Origin of the sequence: Haliscomenobacter sp. (assembly GCF_965225875.1) — a bacterium.
In the GTDB taxonomy this organism is placed as follows: Bacteria; Bacteroidota; Bacteroidia; order Chitinophagales; family Saprospiraceae; genus Haliscomenobacter.
Genome location: NZ_CBDDBS010000003.1, coordinates 2,134,256 through 2,150,202, shown reverse-complemented (window position 1 = coordinate 2,150,202; position 15,947 = coordinate 2,134,256). Strand labels below are relative to the sequence as shown.

Genomic DNA, 15,947 nt, shown 5'->3' with positions numbered 1-15,947 from the left:
TGCCTGTTTAAAGTTTCTGCATACCTGCAGAAACTTTAAACAGATTTTAACCTTGGTTGACAACAGCCGCGCTGGCACCTTTGACATCCGTAGGTACGGGTGATCCCCCCAATTTTTCCAGGGAAATGGCAAAAGCTTCAGGTTTGTTTTTGAATTCAAAACTCACCAAACCTTTTTGGAGTGCTTCCCAATCAACTACCCCAATGCTTACGGGCTTCCCGCCTACAAAAGCCCAAAGCTGATATTGTTTGTCTTTACCGGGATCAACCAGGTTTTCCAGTTTCAGATGCGCCAATCGAGCGTTCTTGTTCCAGTAAACCGATGCAATGGGCTGATCGGCGGCTTTGACCACCAATTTTTCTGCACAACAGGCACCTTTCAGCTCATTCAACTCTTGCTCTGTAATTTGCAGTCTGTTGGTGATCACTTGCTCATTGGCACGTAAATCCTCAGCTGTTTTTTGCACTGTAGCCAGTTCTTGTAGGACCGATTGTTTGCCAATATACATCCAGATCGACAGCGCTAAACCTGCTATTGCCGCAGCCATTGGCCAAAAGAGCGACAAAGTACGCTTTGGCAATGGAGTTACCTCGCTTTCTACAGCAGCAACCGTACCAACAGCAGTAGCAGCCATGATATTGGACAAAATATGATCAGGTGGTGTCAGGCCTTCCAGGGAATGGTAAGTTCCCATGGCCTCTTCCACCTCCACGATTTCTTCCCGAATTTCTGGATATTGGGTGGCCAGTTTTTCAACTTCCGCCCTCTCTGCGTCATTCAATTGATCCAAAACATACATTTCTATGACGCCGCTATCCAAATATTCCTGAATATTGAATTTTTCCACTTGTTAGAGGATTAATGGTTATTTATTCATTAAGAGACAACAAACCTGTTAAAAACGATCCGCACTTGAGCGGCAAAATCAAAAGGTCTTGGTTTGTCGGTACTCTTTTTGGTTCACAAATTCTCGCATTACAACTTTTCGTTGCGCAAAATCTTTCGCAACTCGCCGATGGCTGCACGGGCACGCGTTTTTACAGTGCCCAGGGGTATCCCCAGCAGTTCTTCAACTTCGGATTGCGTATAATTTTGGTAATACAACAAGTCAATCATTTGACGGTGACGTTCATCCATTCGGTCAAGCACTTTGCGCAAACCCACATCGGGGATCAGCGCTTCAGATTTGGGGCCCTTAGTATCAGATACGAAGTTATCCATTTGATCGGTTTTAGATCGTTGGGAAACGACGCGTGATCGGGTGTGGTCCAATGCCGCATTTTTAGCAATGCGCATCATCCAACCGAGCAGAGAACCCTTGTCTTCCTGATACTGGTTTCCCCTTTGCCATATCTTGATGAATACGTCCTGGAGTATCTCCGACGCATCTTCCTGATTTCCTATTGTCTTTACGATTAATCCATAAAGTGCAGAAGAATAACGTTGATAGAGCATAGGGATTACAGCACGGTCACCGTTTTTGACCATCAGAATGAGTTGGTGATCGGGAATTGTGATTTTTTGTTCCATAAAGTAATTTGTCAGACGCTGCAACAAAACAGAGCAGGGAACTTGTTCAAGAAATCATTCAAAATACTTAAAATCTTTTTGAACGCTCTATTTAGTGCATTTCATAAAGGCAAGTTAAAAAAATTAGTAGGTTAGGCCAAAGTTTTGCATATTTAATGGAAAAACCGTTGGCAATTGAACATATCTGACTTTTTTAACAACCCCTTTGGATCTTTTGTCATTGGCCTTTTGGTGGCCAGTGGAGTGGGATCGATCATTGGACTGGAGCGAGAATTTAATACGCATGGGGAGGCTGCCCATCTGGGTGGACTCCGAACTTTCACCCTGATTGCCCTGACCGGGTTCATCGTTGGAGAACTGGCCCAACACACTCACATTTACCTGCTATTGGCAGCTGCACTGGGGTTTATGGGCTTGATCGGTGTTGCCTATTTCATCCAGGCGCAAAATCAAAGGCTTGGCTTGACTTCGGAATTGGGCATGTTGCTGACCTTCTTTTTGGGTATTTTGATTGCCTACCGTTACTTTCAGGAAGCCTTGGCTGCTGTAGTGGTCATCACGACCATTTTGTCTCTGAAGGAGCAACTCCACAACATTGTCAGAAAATTGACCAATGAAGAATTATTTGCCTTTATCAAATTCATCATTCTGGCACTTTTGATTTTACCCATGCTGCCCGATCAAACTTTTGGTCCGGATGATTCCATCAATGTGCGGGATTTGGGTTTGATTGTGGTGGTGGTTCTGACCTTTAATTTTGGTGGTTATCTGCTGTTGAAATTTGGTAGCCCCAGCAAAGGGATTTTGCTGTCGGCTTTGATTGGGGGTTTGTTTTCCTCCACGATGATTGCCTGGGTCTTTGCTTCGCGGAGCCGGGAAAAGCCGGAGTATGGGCCAGTGTACGGCGCCGGAATTGTACTGGCCTCTTCGGTCATGTTGGTACGGGTCTTTATTCTGACCACCATTTTTGCCTTTCCAGTCGCCAAATTGTTGATTTTACCCTTGTCCATGATGTTGCTGGCTAGTGTTGTTCCTGCGATCATTAGTTGGCGCAAGGAAGAACAGGTTCAAACCGGAGCACTGGACGCCGGGAATCCATTGGACATTAAAAACGCCTTGTTCTTCGCTGGTTTGTACATTGCCACCACCTTGCTGATGTATTACACCCGTGAATGGCTGAGTGCGTCTATGGCCTACGTCAGTGCAGCCATTACAGGCATTGCCGATATTGACGCCATCACCTTGAGTACGGCCAAATGGGCTGCAGTAAATCCTGAACAGAATAAGGTAGCCCGAGGCCTGATTCTCGCCGCTATTTTTTCCAACTCGATCTTTAAACTGAGTGTCAGTTTGATTCGGGGTGTTCCCTCCTTGCGCAAAGCCGCATTGAGGGGCTTCGGCCTGGTGATCAGTGCTGGAGTGTTGTACTTGATCTTAGTACACTAACTCTAGGTCACAATTGATGAGTTACTGCACTAGTTGCTTTGTGAGGCCAGTAATTTGCCGGCGTCCCGCGAGAAAAAGGAGTTGATGTAGCGGATGCTTTCTTTTTTTGAATTTTCTTTCAGGTGAGGAAAAGCCTCAATGTACTGAATGAAAGCGCTTTGTTTGCTCTTGTACAAATTCAAGGTTTCATCCCAAACGGCCTTATCCGCCTTAAACCCTAAAAACGCCCGCTCTTTGACGGTTTGAATGTTTGTACCCGTAGCGGGCACCGCATACCCTGCATCTACGAAGCCACTGAAGTCAAAATCATGCGGAATGACGACCATTTTGCCTCCATTGAATGGTTTAAAATACTTCACATTTTTTTGACCTTTGGCAATGCTCCAGTCGGTATTTCCAATCATGTATTGAAAAACGGCGACACTGTTTTCACTTCTCAAATCAAGCGAATCGCGGTGGGCCACAAAACAATCTTTACATTCTTTAAGGTTCAGGCGTTGTGAAATTTCGGCGTCGTCCTCTACAATGAAGGCAAAACGGACTATCTTTTGCTGCGGCTTGTTGGTATTGATGTAGGTCACTTTTAACAATTGGGTACGATAGCTATAAGGCGAAATTTGCTGGTACATGCCATAGACCAGGTATTCACGCAGCAGGTGTTCATCCGATTCGTGGTCTTCAAAACAATGGGTTACCCATTTCAGGTCGTTAAAACTGGCGAAGCCCTTAGCCTGCAAATCCTTCTTGGGAAAAACGACCTTGAGAGGAGGGAAATCGCAAAATAGTCGGCGGTATCTGCCTCGTACCGTCAGTTTGACGTTCCAGGAAACAGAATCTCCATTGGCCTTTTTGTACTTTATCTGGGCTGGAAAAGATTCATCCTTTTTACGCAATTCGTTTAAAGACTCAAAATTCAGAACCATGGTTACTTCCTGGTTGGCAACTTGCCCCAAGGTTTGGAAAATGGAAGGATTCTGAGCGCTTAACGCGCCTGATACCAAAAGTGACAAGGTTATCAGTAAAGCAAAAAAACGAGGTTTGATCATTTGAGTTCCCATGGCAATTGTTAAACTGGTGAGCAAATTAAAAGATAAGACAGGAGAACAGGACGCAAGGTTACTAAAGGAATTGTTAAGATAAAAATTGAACTTGGGGGCGTTTTTTTATCTTTGCTTCCCAATTTAGCATTTTTAAAAGCCGTTCAATTGAATATAATTGGTTATTTTCCCCAAATCTAATCTGGAGATGCGATGTTGAGAAGATTGCTACAACAAATATCGGGTAAAATGTTGCTACTGTGTAGCCTGAGTTTTCTGTTTTGGGCTTGTGGAAGTACTGCACCCGTTGAAAGCGCCCTGCCCGAAAAACCCAAAAATGTTATTTTACTGATTGGTGATGGGATGGGTTTGTCCCAGATCAGCGCGGCCATGTTCAGCAACAATGCCAAACTCAATCTGGAACAAATGCCAGTGTTGGGTTTTCATAAATCCTACTCCTACGATGATTTGGTGACCGATTCGGCTGCTGGGGCTACTGCTTTTGCTTGTGGCATCAAAACCTTTAATGGTGCCATTGGTGTGGATAAAGACACTTTGGGGGTTAAAACCATTCTGGAAGAAGCCGAAGAAAATGGCCTGGCGACTGGTTTGATTGCCACGTCCACCATCGTTCATGCTACTCCGGCCGCGTTTATTGCGCATGTGGTTTCCCGGGAGCAATATGAAGAGATTGCAGTAGACATGCTTAAAACGCCGGTGGATCTTTTGATCGGAGGAGGGAAAAAGTATTTTGATCGCCGGGAGATAGACAACCGTAACCTCTACGAGGAGTTCGCGCAAAAGGGTTATAAAGTAACCGATTATTCCCAGGAGGATTTACATGAGATGCGTTGGGATCCCAGCGAAAACTTATTGTACCTCACTGCCGACAAACACCCACTCAATGTTGCTGCTGGCCGCGATTATTTGCCCTTTGCAACCCGGCGTGGATTGGAATTCTTGGAAAAACGCGGTAAAGACAAAGGTTTTTTCATCATGATTGAAGGTTCACAAATTGACTGGGCTTGTCATGCCAACGATGGAAAACTGGCGATTAAGGAAGCCCTGGATTTTGACCGCGCCGTGGGAGAAGCTTTAAATTTTGCTCGCTCTCGTGGCAATACCCTGGTGATTGTAACCGCTGACCACGAGTGTGGCGGTATGGCCTTGAATCCAGGTTCCAAAATGAACAAAGTTGAAACGGCTTTTACCACCATCAATCATACCGCGAGTATGATTCCGGTGTTTGCTTATGGGCCGATGTCGAAGCAATTTGCTGGTATCTTTGAAAATACCAGCATCAATCAAAAAATGCGTAGAGCCCTGGGCTTTGTAGAACAAAAAAGCCCCTCATTTCAGGGAAGCGCCAAAGGCCAGGAAAAACGATAAATCTGACCGGAGTTAAAAAGCCTACATCCAACGTATGACGCAAAAAATTACTTCCCGATTTTTCGAGAGGCTTTTGAATAGGAAGCTCACTTTAAATGAAGCGTTCGACTTCCTATTCAAAACCCAAAACCGGGAAGTTAATTTTTCTGCTTTACAAAACAAGATTTTTTTCCCTCTAAACTGAACAATTCAAAAGCTGTTTTATTATAAATGAGCTTTTGGAAACAACTATCGCTGCGCGGTCGTCATCATAGATTGACCAAATCGTGTAGCAGGTGTAAAATATAGTTTTATGAATGTTGAAACCTTGGAAAACTTGCAATTAATCAAGGAGAGCGCCCGTGATTTTGCAGAAACCTACATTCGACCCCACGTGATGGAATGGGACGAAGTCTCTCATTTCCCGGTGGACTTGTTTCACCAAATGGGCCATTACGGCTTTTTGGGTGTTTTGGTGCCCGAACATTATGGTGGAGCCGGCTTGGGATACCAGGAGTACATCACGGTTATTGAGGAAATTGCCCAGGTATGTGGGTCCATCGGACTTTCCGTGGCAGCCCACAATTCGCTGTGTACCAACCATATTTTGTCTTTCGCCAACGAAGAACAAAAGCATCGCTACTTGCCAAAACTAGCCTCCGGAGAATGGATTGGCGCCTGGGGACTTACCGAGCCCAATACGGGTAGCGACGCTGGCCGGATGAAATGTGTGGCGGAGCGCGATGGCGACTATTATGTCATCAACGGGGCTAAAAACTTTATCACGCACGGCGCATCTGGCAATGTTGCTGTGGTGATCGTGCGTACCGGAGAATTGTTGGACAGTCATGGGATGACCGCTTTTGTGGTGGAAAGGGGAACTCCTGGCTTTTATGCTGGCAAAAAAGAAAACAAACTCGGCATGCGGGCTTCCGAAACCGCCGAGATGATTTTTGACAATTGTCGGGTCCACAAAAGCCAAATCCTGGGTGAAGAAGGGGAGGGTTTTATTCAATCCATGAAGATTCTGGATGGTGGGCGCATTTCTATTGCTGCCCTTTCTTTGGGCATCGCCAAAGGGGCTTATCAAGCTTCCCTGAAGTACGCCAAAGAACGCCAGCAATTTGGACAACCCATCGCCAATTTCCAGGCCATCAGCTTTAAACTGGCGGATATGGCGACCAAAATTGAAGCATCAGAACTTTTGGTGCGCCAGGCAGGTGACTTGAAAGACCAAGGTAAAAATGTAACCAAACTTTCGGCGATGGCCAAATACTTTGCTTCGGAAACTGCAGTGGAAGTATCCACCGATGCCGTGCAGATTCACGGTGGTTATGGTTATATCAAGGATTTTCCAGTTGAAAAATTCTACCGGGATGCCAAATTGTGCACCATCGGGGAAGGTACCAGCGAGATTCAGAAGCTGGTGATTTCGAGGGAAATACTCCGGGGGAAGTGAAAAGTGAAAAGTGATAAGTGATGAATTTCAGGACAGAGCCAATTCATCACTTATCATTCATCATTCATCATTTTTTACATCAATCTCGCCAAATCCCGCACCAAAATTTTACCTCTATTGAAGTAAATCAGGTCGGACTTGCGCAATTCATTGAGTACCAAGGTTACCGTTTGACGGGAAGTACAAGTGATGTTCGCAATATCTTGATGGGTTAGGGAATGCCGCAGGAGCATTTCATAACCTACCCGCTGACCCCGGTCAGAAACTGAATCCTTGATGAAATCTACGATCCGGGTGCGGGCGTCTTTAAAAATCAGGGACTCCATTTTTTGTTCAGCCAAACTCAGTCGGCTACCCAAATAAAGCATCACCCGGTTGCACAATTCAAAGTTTTGGCGCATCAAACGGCGGAATTCCTCTACTTTGATGGCAAACAAAACAACTTCTTCCTTCATTGCCTGGGCAAATTCCTGCCGACGCACTTCGCCAACCAGTCCAAGTTCGCCAAACATTGCCAAAGGATGGATCAGGGCTTTAATGACCTCTTTGCCGTCGTGTGACGTGGCCCCAATTTTGATGGCCCCTTCTGCCAGCAAATAGAGTACATCAGAACTCTCTCCTGCCTCATAAACGAAGCCATAGCGAGATTTTTCACGATGCTCCATCAGATTGGCCAATTGCATTTTTTCTTCTAGGCTAAGACAAGAAAACAAGGGGTAGCGCTCAATGAAAGCCATTTTGGCTTCTAAACTATTGCCCAAATTCTTTTTGCGGGTATTACTGGCATATATGGTCATGAGTCAAGAGTTTTTTCAATTGTGTAGATTATTTTGAATCAACACAACCTTGACACATAAGAATCGGCTTACCCCCACGCCGATGCAAATTTTTTTGGAAAAAAATGAAAAAAAAGGAAAGAAAGTCGTCGAACGACGACAAAAACTAGATTAAGTAAAGTAGAAAAATTAAGTCCCCGATTTTTTGCGGCATACTAAGGATGCAAAAGCTTATTGTGGCTTTAAGCTTACAATCTTTTCGGCTTGGGAATAACCTGCAAATACTCCCTGACCATTGCGAATATTGTTGAACAGCACCACTGGATCGGAGAAAGGTTGGTCACTGTTGTTTTGTTGGCGGCTAACTGTCGAGTGGAACAGGTAATATTCTTCCGACACCGAGCGCAACTCCACAATCATTTCGTCAAGATTTTGCACACCTGCAGGCATACGAATGCTAATTGGAACTGGAATCCGGATCGCATTGCCATCAATAGGTTTATCTTCAATTAAAAATCCGCCGTCATAATTAGCGACGATGTAGTTGGAATTGATTCCCGAGCTGAAAGTTAATTTTTTAATTTGCTCTACTTGTTCTACTCCGTCCTTTTGTACGACTACATTTTTTTGAAAAACATTGACGTGGTAAAAATTGCGCTCCAGGCGAGGATCGGTGAAATAAATGGACAAATCAAAGTTATAACGCACGTATCCGGGGTCGTCTGGCACGGCACTCAGCTTTTCTATTTTCACACTATCCAAATTGACACTTTCAGGGATTCTGCTGGTTGCAGTAACCGATCTAAAACCTTTTGCAGAAACTTTGACGGTATAATCCACTCCAATGCGAGGCTTCAGTAATTCACTGGTATAAAATGGTGTTTTTAGTTCTCGGGTGTCATTCAAATAGAGTTTTTCCAATAAAAGGCCCGATTCCCAAATTTCTACCGTAGCATAGTTGATGTATTCCGTAGGTCCATTGTCCAATGGAGATTGGCTTTTGGAGACTTGCACCCGGATGCCATCCAAAGTATTGAAATTAGAGATGACTACCAGGCTGGGCGTGTAATTTTCCAGAGGCAATTGAGGCTTTTCGCAAGCGAACAATTGGAGCAAAAAACCCATCAATACTATGCCATTTAGATGTTTTTTCACATTATACCATTGTTGTATGCTGAAATGACGGTAAAAAAGACGCGGTGGTTGGCCTTTTTTGTAAAAAACTAGACAAATTTAACTAAAATTTTATAGAATAGTTAATTGAAGGTAAAAAAGGTAAGAGGTGTACCCCAACTAGCTCAGAATCTTTTTTCAAAACGCCATTCTCCGCTATAAATACAGTACGCAGTTGATAGTACAATGGATTGCGACGACTATAGACATTGTACGCGCCAATTTGGAACTTGTGCTCAGTTCCTTTTGGAGAGGTGAAATGAAAATTCAGGCCAAAGTCAAAACGATGATAGGCTGGTAAGCGCCTGCTGTTTTTGGGGCCATAATCAATTACGGTTACAGGAGGAGATACGCCTGGGATTTCAACGGTAAAAGCCTCGAGAGGTATATTGGTGGCCAACCCAGAGCTGAAAGTCCAGGAAGCAGAAAGGTCAATTTTAGAGGAAAAACGAAAATCGCTCCAAATTTTCAAATCGTGTCGATGATCATACTTAAAGGGGTAACGTTCGCCAAGGTTGATTTTTGGAAAAACCCGATCGGTGCGCCCCAATGAGTAAGCAATGTAAGCATCGATGATTCGATTGTTTTTGCGCAACATAAAATCCATGCCAAAAGCCCGGCCTGATCCAATGGTGATGTTTTGTTCCCAATCATCTAGAAAATCCGCGCCTTCCGAATAATTAACCAGGTTTTTCATTTCCTTGTAGTAGCCCTCCAAAGCAATATTCCAACCAAAGTTCAGGTTTTTTCGCAAACCCAGGGTGTATTGCCAGGCCAATTCCGGCCCAATTTCACCCGTAGAAGGAACCCACAAGTCGGTAGGTAAGCCCACATTGGTCCCGGATAGAAGGTGCAAAAACTGGCTCATTCTGCTGACCGATGCCTCAAGATAAGTTGAATCACTCAAAAGATAAGAGAGGGCTAATCGAGGCTCAAGCGTGGAGTAATTTTGCTGATCCACATTCCATCCCGACCAGTTTAAACCATAATTGAGGTACAAACGCCGGGATAACATCCGCTTTTCATTCTCCAGGTAAAATGCCCAGCCCGTGGTATGAACGCTACGACTGATTTTCCCATCTGGTGAAATGTATTCCTGAAAATCGTCATCATACTCCTGAATGCCGGGTACAAAATGATTGTGTTGCACGCGTAGACCAAAGCGTACCTTATTTCCAGGGGCTATGTCCCAGTGAAAATCACTACGGGCACCGAAGTCACGGATACTGGACAAATAACGGCCATAATCAGCATCGAAGTGGACTTTAGGAGCAGCAACTGAAAATACATTCACGGTGTCACTTGAGGCCGTAGCAATGTTGACATTTAGCTCACTAAAGGTAAAAGTTGTATTGGAAAAAAGTTTTTTCCCTAAGATATGGCTCCAGCGCAAGGAACTCCCCGTATTGGTCCAATATAGTTTCTCGTGATAAACTTTTCGGAAACGATATGTTTCGAAACGATCATCAACCAATAGAGAAAGGGTGTCCTGAGAGTCTCCGGTGTTGCCAAAATGGTCCTGACCACGGTAGAAACTGAAAAAAAGGCGATCCTTTGCTGAAAGCTCTATGTTGAACTTGGCGTTGAAATCGTAAAAATTATAAGTGCTTTGGCCTTTTTCGCCCTTGCGAGATTTGTAATGTTCCGAGTAGGGTTTGAGCATCCAATTCAGCAAAGAGGCGCGACCGGCTATCAATAAAGAACTTTTGTTTTTGACAATAGGCCCCTCCAAGGTCAAACGACCTGATATCAGCCCCAGTTCCCCACTTGCAGTCCAAAATTCTTTGTTCCCATCCCGCATTCTTACATCCAATACCGATGAGAGCCGCCCGGCGTAACGTGCCGGAAAGGCCCCTTTAAGCAATTCGGCTGATTTAACAATGCTGGTATTAAAAACGGACAATACCCCAACGGCATGGTTGAAATTGTAAACCGGCACATCATCAATAATTACGAGGTTGTGACCAGCTTCTCCACCACGGATGAACACGCCTCCTACACCATCTGGACCGGTTTGAACCCCGGGGAGCATTTGTATCGCTCGAATGAGGTCGGTCTCCCCGCCAATTTTTGGCATGCGTTGCAACTGCTCCAGATCAAAACTATATTTTCCAATATTCATGCCATCGCCTTGCATCGCAGCAGGAATGACTACGCCTTCGATTTGCTGGCTCTCCCGGTGCAGGTAAATCCGCAGGAAGGTATCTTGTTGTAAATTGATGCTGAACGTATCGGTATGAAACCCAATGTAGGACACGCTGATGCGGGTACGACCCTGGGGAAGGGTCAGGCTAAATACACCTTGTTCATTGGAGTGAGTGCCTTCATTGTGGTTGATGGCGAAAATATTGGTACCAATCAGGGTTTCTGCGCTTCCCCCGATTTCTACAATTCCTTGAATGGTATACCGCGAACGGATTTTTGGGGTAAGCATAACCCGGGTAATGACAATACCTTCTGGTTCGGAATGGTAGGCGAGGCCCGTATTGGCCAAAATGGAATTGAGGATGCTCCGAATACTTTGACGTTTGAAACTAAGGGGAAAACTGTTGCGTTTTGGCAATTGGCTGTCGGCAAAAACGATGTTTAGGTCAAAGGATTTGCGCAGGTGTTGAAGCGCTTTGGCTGGCGATTGGTCTTCAAAAGTAACCGACACGACACGGTCAAGGGTTTCTTGTGCCTGCAAGGCCGAAACCAGGAAGAAACAAAAGATCATCAGCTTGGGTAGAAGTTTTCCCTTCATACTGCTGATTTCTGCAAAGCGATTAGGTGAATAAATATAACCGCTTTGTGTTGATGTTAAGCTTTAGCCTAAGTTTATTTAGGGCAAGACTTACCTTCCAAACGGAAAACCGGAGAACTTGTTTTATCTAAATGGAAATAACCAGTTTTGGCCAACAGTTTCAAACTGGATTCGGGCCTGTCTAGGTCAAAAGTCCAGGTAAAAATACAATCCGCAAGCTGGGGATCAGAGAATTCAAGTCGAAAATCAGAATACCTACGCAGGATTTCCTGCGCTTCGCCTAAGGTGCGACCTGATAATTCTATCTTACGGGTTCTCCATACTTGGGTTGAAGCAAAAACCTTTTTATCACTGGAGGATTTACTAGCGTGTTTTTCAGTGGAGGGGATATAGCCTATAAAATTCGCAGGGATTTCAATTCTCTGATCATTTTCACCCTTGCCCATTAAGGCGACCCGGCCAGTCATCACCTGAACTTCCGTATGTGGTTCTGTTTTTAAGGCGCGTACATTGAAGCTAGTCCCCAAAACTTCAATTAAACCATGCGGTGTTTCAATGCGAAATGGCTTTTGCGGATTGGCTTGCACTTCAAAGTATGCTTCTCCACGCAGTTTTACCTGGCGAACTTTACTTTGGTTTAAAGTGGGGTCAAAACTCAACTCACTATTGTTGCTCAGCCAAACTACCGAATGATCAGGCAATTCCACTTTTTTGATTTCTCGCTTATTGGTAGCTAAAGATTTAAATTCATTAGAGCCAGAATTGGGGTTAATTATCCACCAGCCAATAACCAATAGTGCAGCAATCGAAGCTGCGACCAACCAGGCGCGAGGAATTAGGCGACGAACGGGAGGAGTTTCTGAACTATTGTTGTTGTTTTCTTCAATCTTGGCCTGGAATTTTTTCCAATTGGCCTCCACATCCGGCCCAAAAGATGTTGATTTGTAATTGCCTGCCTTTTGCCAAATGGTCTCCAATTCTTTATTCAGAGCAGCATCGTCCGAACCAGCATCTGAATGCTTGGCTGGATCTACATCTCCATTTTTCCACTGTTGAGCTAAAAACCGAATCTTTTTTTCCATTGGCCTGAATATTGTGTGGGGTCTAGTACTGTTCGTTTTCCTTTAGACACAAAGAAACTCAGATACCCCTATATCCGCACAGCGTTTTTCCGGGCAATTATGCCGTTTAGCAGACAAACGCAACGAGATTTTTAGCTTCCCATCCAAAATGCGAACAAAAGCATTCCACTTTTTAAATACGGGAGCAGCCGCTGACGAAGATATTTGAGTGCTTTTGACACCTGGTTCTCCACCGTTTTTTCTGCAATGCCCAATTCAGTGGCAATGTCTCGATACGATAATTCTTCATAACGGCTCAAGACAAACACCATCCGGCATTTTTCTGGCAATTCGTCGATAGCTGCATCGACCAATTCTTGTAGTTCTTCACTACGCAGCATGTCTACAGGGTCACTTTCTTCAACGGCGATTTCGGGCATTCGCTCTTCTGAAGACCATTGGCGGTTATCTCGCAAATGGTTGAGGGTACGATTGAGCACTGCGCGCTTCAGGTAGGCTCGCAATGAGATGGAAATAGTCAGTTTGTCCCGTTTACGCCACAATTCATACAATACTTCCTGCACCAGGTCCTGGGCCAAATGTTCATCGTGTGCTACCCGATAAACCACTTGACACAATTCGCTAAAGTACCTGCGGAACAACCATTCAAATGCTTTTTCAGCATCTGTGGACAATAAGTCGAAAAATTCACGGTCGTTGTTCGGCGTCGTCTGCAAACAGGATTTGGTTTAGGAAATGAAGAATTAAGAAGCTGTTAGAGTTTATATCGCGAAAGCGAAAAGGAGACTAATTGAAGTCAAATGAGGCACGAAAAGCGGAGTTTAGCAGCGCTAAATGAGCATTTTCGGAACGAAATTTGACTTCAATTGGACCCTTTGGAGCTCGTGATATAAATTCAAACAGCTTCTAAGAGGGAAGATAAAAAAGTTTAAACATGCATTTAGGCTTTTTGCAATAATTTTTGCTCTATTTGATTCAGGAAGTAATAGGCAAGTATGCCCAGTCCAAGCCCCAACAAAGCCCCCGAATACACATCTTCAAAAAAATGTTGGACAAGGTACATTCTTGAAACCCCCACCAGTAAAGCAATGCAGAAACAGGTTAGGCTTAACCAAGGTTTGCGAGGGAAACACAAAGCCAAAAAAGTGAACAAGGCAAAAGCAGCCATGGTGTGGCCAGAAGGGAAGCTGGTTAAGCCTTTGTGCATTTTAACGCCTGGGATCAATTCCAACTGAGCCAATAGCCCCTGTTGTTCAAAATACAAATACGGACGAGGATGTTGAAACAAAGTTTTGCCTATCCAGGCTACCAACGAAACTGCTACACCTAAGAGTGGAACGCCCCAGGCTGCCCGGCGTTTGTACACCAATAATAGGAGGAACACAGCCAGATACCCATAGCCTTCACCAACTTTGGTAAACCAACGAAAAAACAAATCACCTCCAGGGCTTCGGTGATCATTCAGCTGAATCAACAAAGCTCCTTGATCAGCAGCTAAAAAGGGAATGCCGCCCAAGAGGAAAAGGGCAAAGACCATAAAAAACCAAGGATTATCCTTGAACAGTTTTAGCATTTCTGAATCGTTTCAACAGGTTTTGCAAAAAATAACGCAGCCCCTCAAATAGATTTAAGGGTTGGTCATTCATGGCCTTATAAGTCAGCCAGGCCCCCAATGGCATCAGAATGATACAGGGTATCCATGCGGCCAGATAGGCCGAAACAACAAAGGTTTCGGCAATTTTGCGGCAAAAGATGGTCAGGATCACAAAAAGCATAAAAAATACAATCGAGACCAGTAGGGGATACCCGAATCCACCCTTGCGCACGATGGCCCCCATGGGCGCACCAATGAACATAAAGATGAAACATACTGCAGCAATGCTGTATTTCATTTGCCAATCGTAGATGAACTTGACCCGGTTTTCTTTGGTGGCATCCAAAGAAGCAGTGGTACTAAAGGTTTGGTTTTGGATGCCCCGGGCAGAGGATTCGGCGCGTCCCCGCAGCGTGGATTTGTCAGCATCACTAAAGGTATCGGCAAATTTGGTCACTACTCCAATTGGTTTGACCCTTTTCAAAATGGTGGAGCGAGCAACTCCAATGCTAATGCTATGGGTAGAATCGAAAGTGGATTCGATTGGTGTCGAAACATTGAGTGGTGTAGGGCCGGAGCCAGAATTACTGGCTTGATCGGTCGCCCGGGTATTGGCTTTTTTGAGCTCTTCCCGCAGGTAAGTACTGTCCATCTTAAAAATGGATAGGTAATTGGCCACATAATTTCCAGCAGTTACGGTGCGCTTGTGGATGTCGATGGCCATAGAGTCGGCTGCGGCCTTCAGGGCGCGGGAGTCCATGGTTTGGCGGCTCTGTTTGAACAATTCCTCGTTGGTACGGCTCAGCGAAAACTCACTTAGGTCAAAAACTTTGGTGAATTGTTTAAAACCCGTACGGATAAAAGGGTACTTACTTTGGCTACTAGCCTGGTAGCCTCTGGATTCAATACATTGGGTGCCATTGCGTAGCCGCATCACAAAAATATTCCCACCTTCGGCACTAAACATTTCACCATCCTTGGCGGTAATGACGGTGTATTTGCCGGAGTTGGATTCGGTATGGTCATAAATGATCACATCTTTGATGGTACGGCCATCGCCCATTTTTTTGCCAATGTGGATGGTGAAGCCCTGAAAGTCATCGTTGAACACACCCACATCCAGGCGCAAAGCAGGTTTGGTTTGTTGAATGTCCCACATCCGCGAGCCAAACTTGAGGTTGGCAGCAGGAATCAAATAATCAGAACAATACCAGGAAAAGGCTACCGCAAAAAGGGCAAAAACCAACAGGGGCCGCATGATGCGCACCAGCGACATTCCCGCAGATTTCATGCTGGAGAGTTCGTAATGCTCTGCATAATTCCCCATCAGCATGACCGAAGAGAGCAAAATCCCCAAAGGTAAGGCCATGGGCACAAAACTCACTGCCCGGTAGGACAACAATTCAATGACCGTGAAAAAGCCCAAACCTTTTCCAGCCAGGTCGTCGATGTAAATCCACAACATCTGCATCAACAACACAAACAAAGATACCGAAAAAGCCACTAAAAATGGAGGGATGAAGCTGGTGATCACCAACTCGTCGATCCTTTTTAATCTGGGCAATTTGCTAAAAATACTCATCCCTACACGTTTCGAAACATAAAAGTAAACACTCACAAATACGATGCAATTTCAGTGAAAAACGCTGCACTTGCAAATCGTTTTTTGAAAAACAGCAGTATCAAAGTTTTTTTCAAAAAAAATCGAGCTTCCTGTAACTTTATTTTTCCCCTGTCGT

Annotated in this window: 13 protein-coding genes; 3 read left to right on the top strand and 10 right to left on the bottom strand. The window is 44.7% G+C overall.

The window, feature by feature from the left end; all coding sequences use genetic code 11:
• Positions 1 to 46: 46 nt before the first annotated feature.
• Positions 47 to 847, bottom strand: coding sequence for an anti-sigma factor (locus tag ACO08K_RS28905; protein WP_421799978.1), 801 nt, complete (start codon positions 845 to 847; stop codon positions 47 to 49).
• Positions 848 to 975: 128 nt separating this feature from the next.
• Positions 976 to 1,530, bottom strand: coding sequence for an RNA polymerase sigma factor (locus tag ACO08K_RS28900; RefSeq protein ID WP_421799977.1), 555 nt, complete (start codon positions 1,528 to 1,530; stop codon positions 976 to 978).
• Positions 1,531 to 1,704: 174 nt separating this feature from the next.
• On the opposite strand from ACO08K_RS28900, the gene ACO08K_RS28895 reads away from it, so the two are divergent.
• A complete protein-coding gene (locus tag ACO08K_RS28895; RefSeq protein ID WP_421799976.1) occupies positions 1,705 to 2,976 on the top strand; it encodes an MgtC/SapB family protein in 1,272 nt (423 codons plus the stop codon).
• Positions 2,977 to 3,005: 29 nt separating this feature from the next.
• On the opposite strand, the gene ACO08K_RS28890 is transcribed toward ACO08K_RS28895, so the two are convergent.
• Complete coding sequence (locus tag ACO08K_RS28890) at positions 3,006 to 3,899, bottom strand: hypothetical protein (RefSeq protein WP_421799975.1); 894 nt, start codon at positions 3,897 to 3,899, stop codon at positions 3,006 to 3,008.
• A gap of 327 nt (positions 3,900 to 4,226) precedes the next feature.
• Here ACO08K_RS28890 and ACO08K_RS28885 point away from each other — a divergent pair, with 327 nt between their 5' ends.
• Positions 4,227 to 5,402, top strand: a complete 1,176-nt coding sequence (locus ACO08K_RS28885; RefSeq protein WP_421799974.1) for an alkaline phosphatase — start codon at positions 4,227 to 4,229, stop codon at positions 5,400 to 5,402.
• Positions 5,403 to 5,694: 292 nt separating this feature from the next.
• A complete protein-coding gene (locus tag ACO08K_RS28880) occupies positions 5,695 to 6,840 on the top strand; it encodes an acyl-CoA dehydrogenase family protein (protein WP_421799973.1) in 1,146 nt (381 codons plus the stop codon).
• A gap of 74 nt (positions 6,841 to 6,914) precedes the next feature.
• On the opposite strand, the gene ACO08K_RS28875 is transcribed toward ACO08K_RS28880, so the two are convergent.
• From ACO08K_RS28875 to ACO08K_RS28845, 7 genes are all read right to left on the bottom strand, one after another.
• Positions 6,915 to 7,637, bottom strand: coding sequence for a Crp/Fnr family transcriptional regulator (locus ACO08K_RS28875; RefSeq protein WP_421799972.1), 723 nt, complete (start codon positions 7,635 to 7,637; stop codon positions 6,915 to 6,917).
• A 210-nt stretch (positions 7,638 to 7,847) separates the two neighbouring features.
• Positions 7,848 to 8,771 carry a DUF4249 domain-containing protein gene (locus ACO08K_RS28870; protein WP_421799971.1) on the bottom strand — a complete coding sequence of 308 codons (924 nt, stop codon included), beginning with the start codon at positions 8,769 to 8,771 and terminating at the stop codon, positions 7,848 to 7,850.
• Between the two features lie 82 nt (positions 8,772 to 8,853).
• The gene (locus ACO08K_RS28865; protein WP_421799970.1) at positions 8,854 to 11,532 is read right to left on the bottom strand and encodes a carboxypeptidase-like regulatory domain-containing protein; all 2,679 of its coding nucleotides are present in this window, start codon (positions 11,530 to 11,532) and stop codon (positions 8,854 to 8,856) included.
• Positions 11,533 to 11,606: 74 nt separating this feature from the next.
• Complete coding sequence (locus tag ACO08K_RS28860) at positions 11,607 to 12,614, bottom strand: FecR family protein (protein WP_421799969.1); 1,008 nt, start codon at positions 12,612 to 12,614, stop codon at positions 11,607 to 11,609.
• Between the two features lie 131 nt (positions 12,615 to 12,745).
• Positions 12,746 to 13,330 carry an RNA polymerase sigma-70 factor gene (locus ACO08K_RS28855; RefSeq protein ID WP_421799968.1) on the bottom strand — a complete coding sequence of 195 codons (585 nt, stop codon included), beginning with the start codon at positions 13,328 to 13,330 and terminating at the stop codon, positions 12,746 to 12,748.
• 224 nt (positions 13,331 to 13,554) lie between these two features.
• Positions 13,555 to 14,187 (bottom strand): phosphatase PAP2 family protein, encoded by a 633-nt coding sequence (locus ACO08K_RS28850; protein WP_421799967.1) that lies wholly within the window; start codon positions 14,185 to 14,187, stop codon positions 13,555 to 13,557.
• Positions 14,165 to 15,790: an LptF/LptG family permease gene (locus ACO08K_RS28845; RefSeq protein WP_421799966.1), complete on the bottom strand. Its 1,626-nt coding sequence runs from the start codon at positions 15,788 to 15,790 to the stop codon at positions 14,165 to 14,167. Before ACO08K_RS28845 ends, ACO08K_RS28850 begins: the two co-directional genes overlap by 23 nt.
• Positions 15,791 to 15,947: the final 157 nt, after the last annotated feature.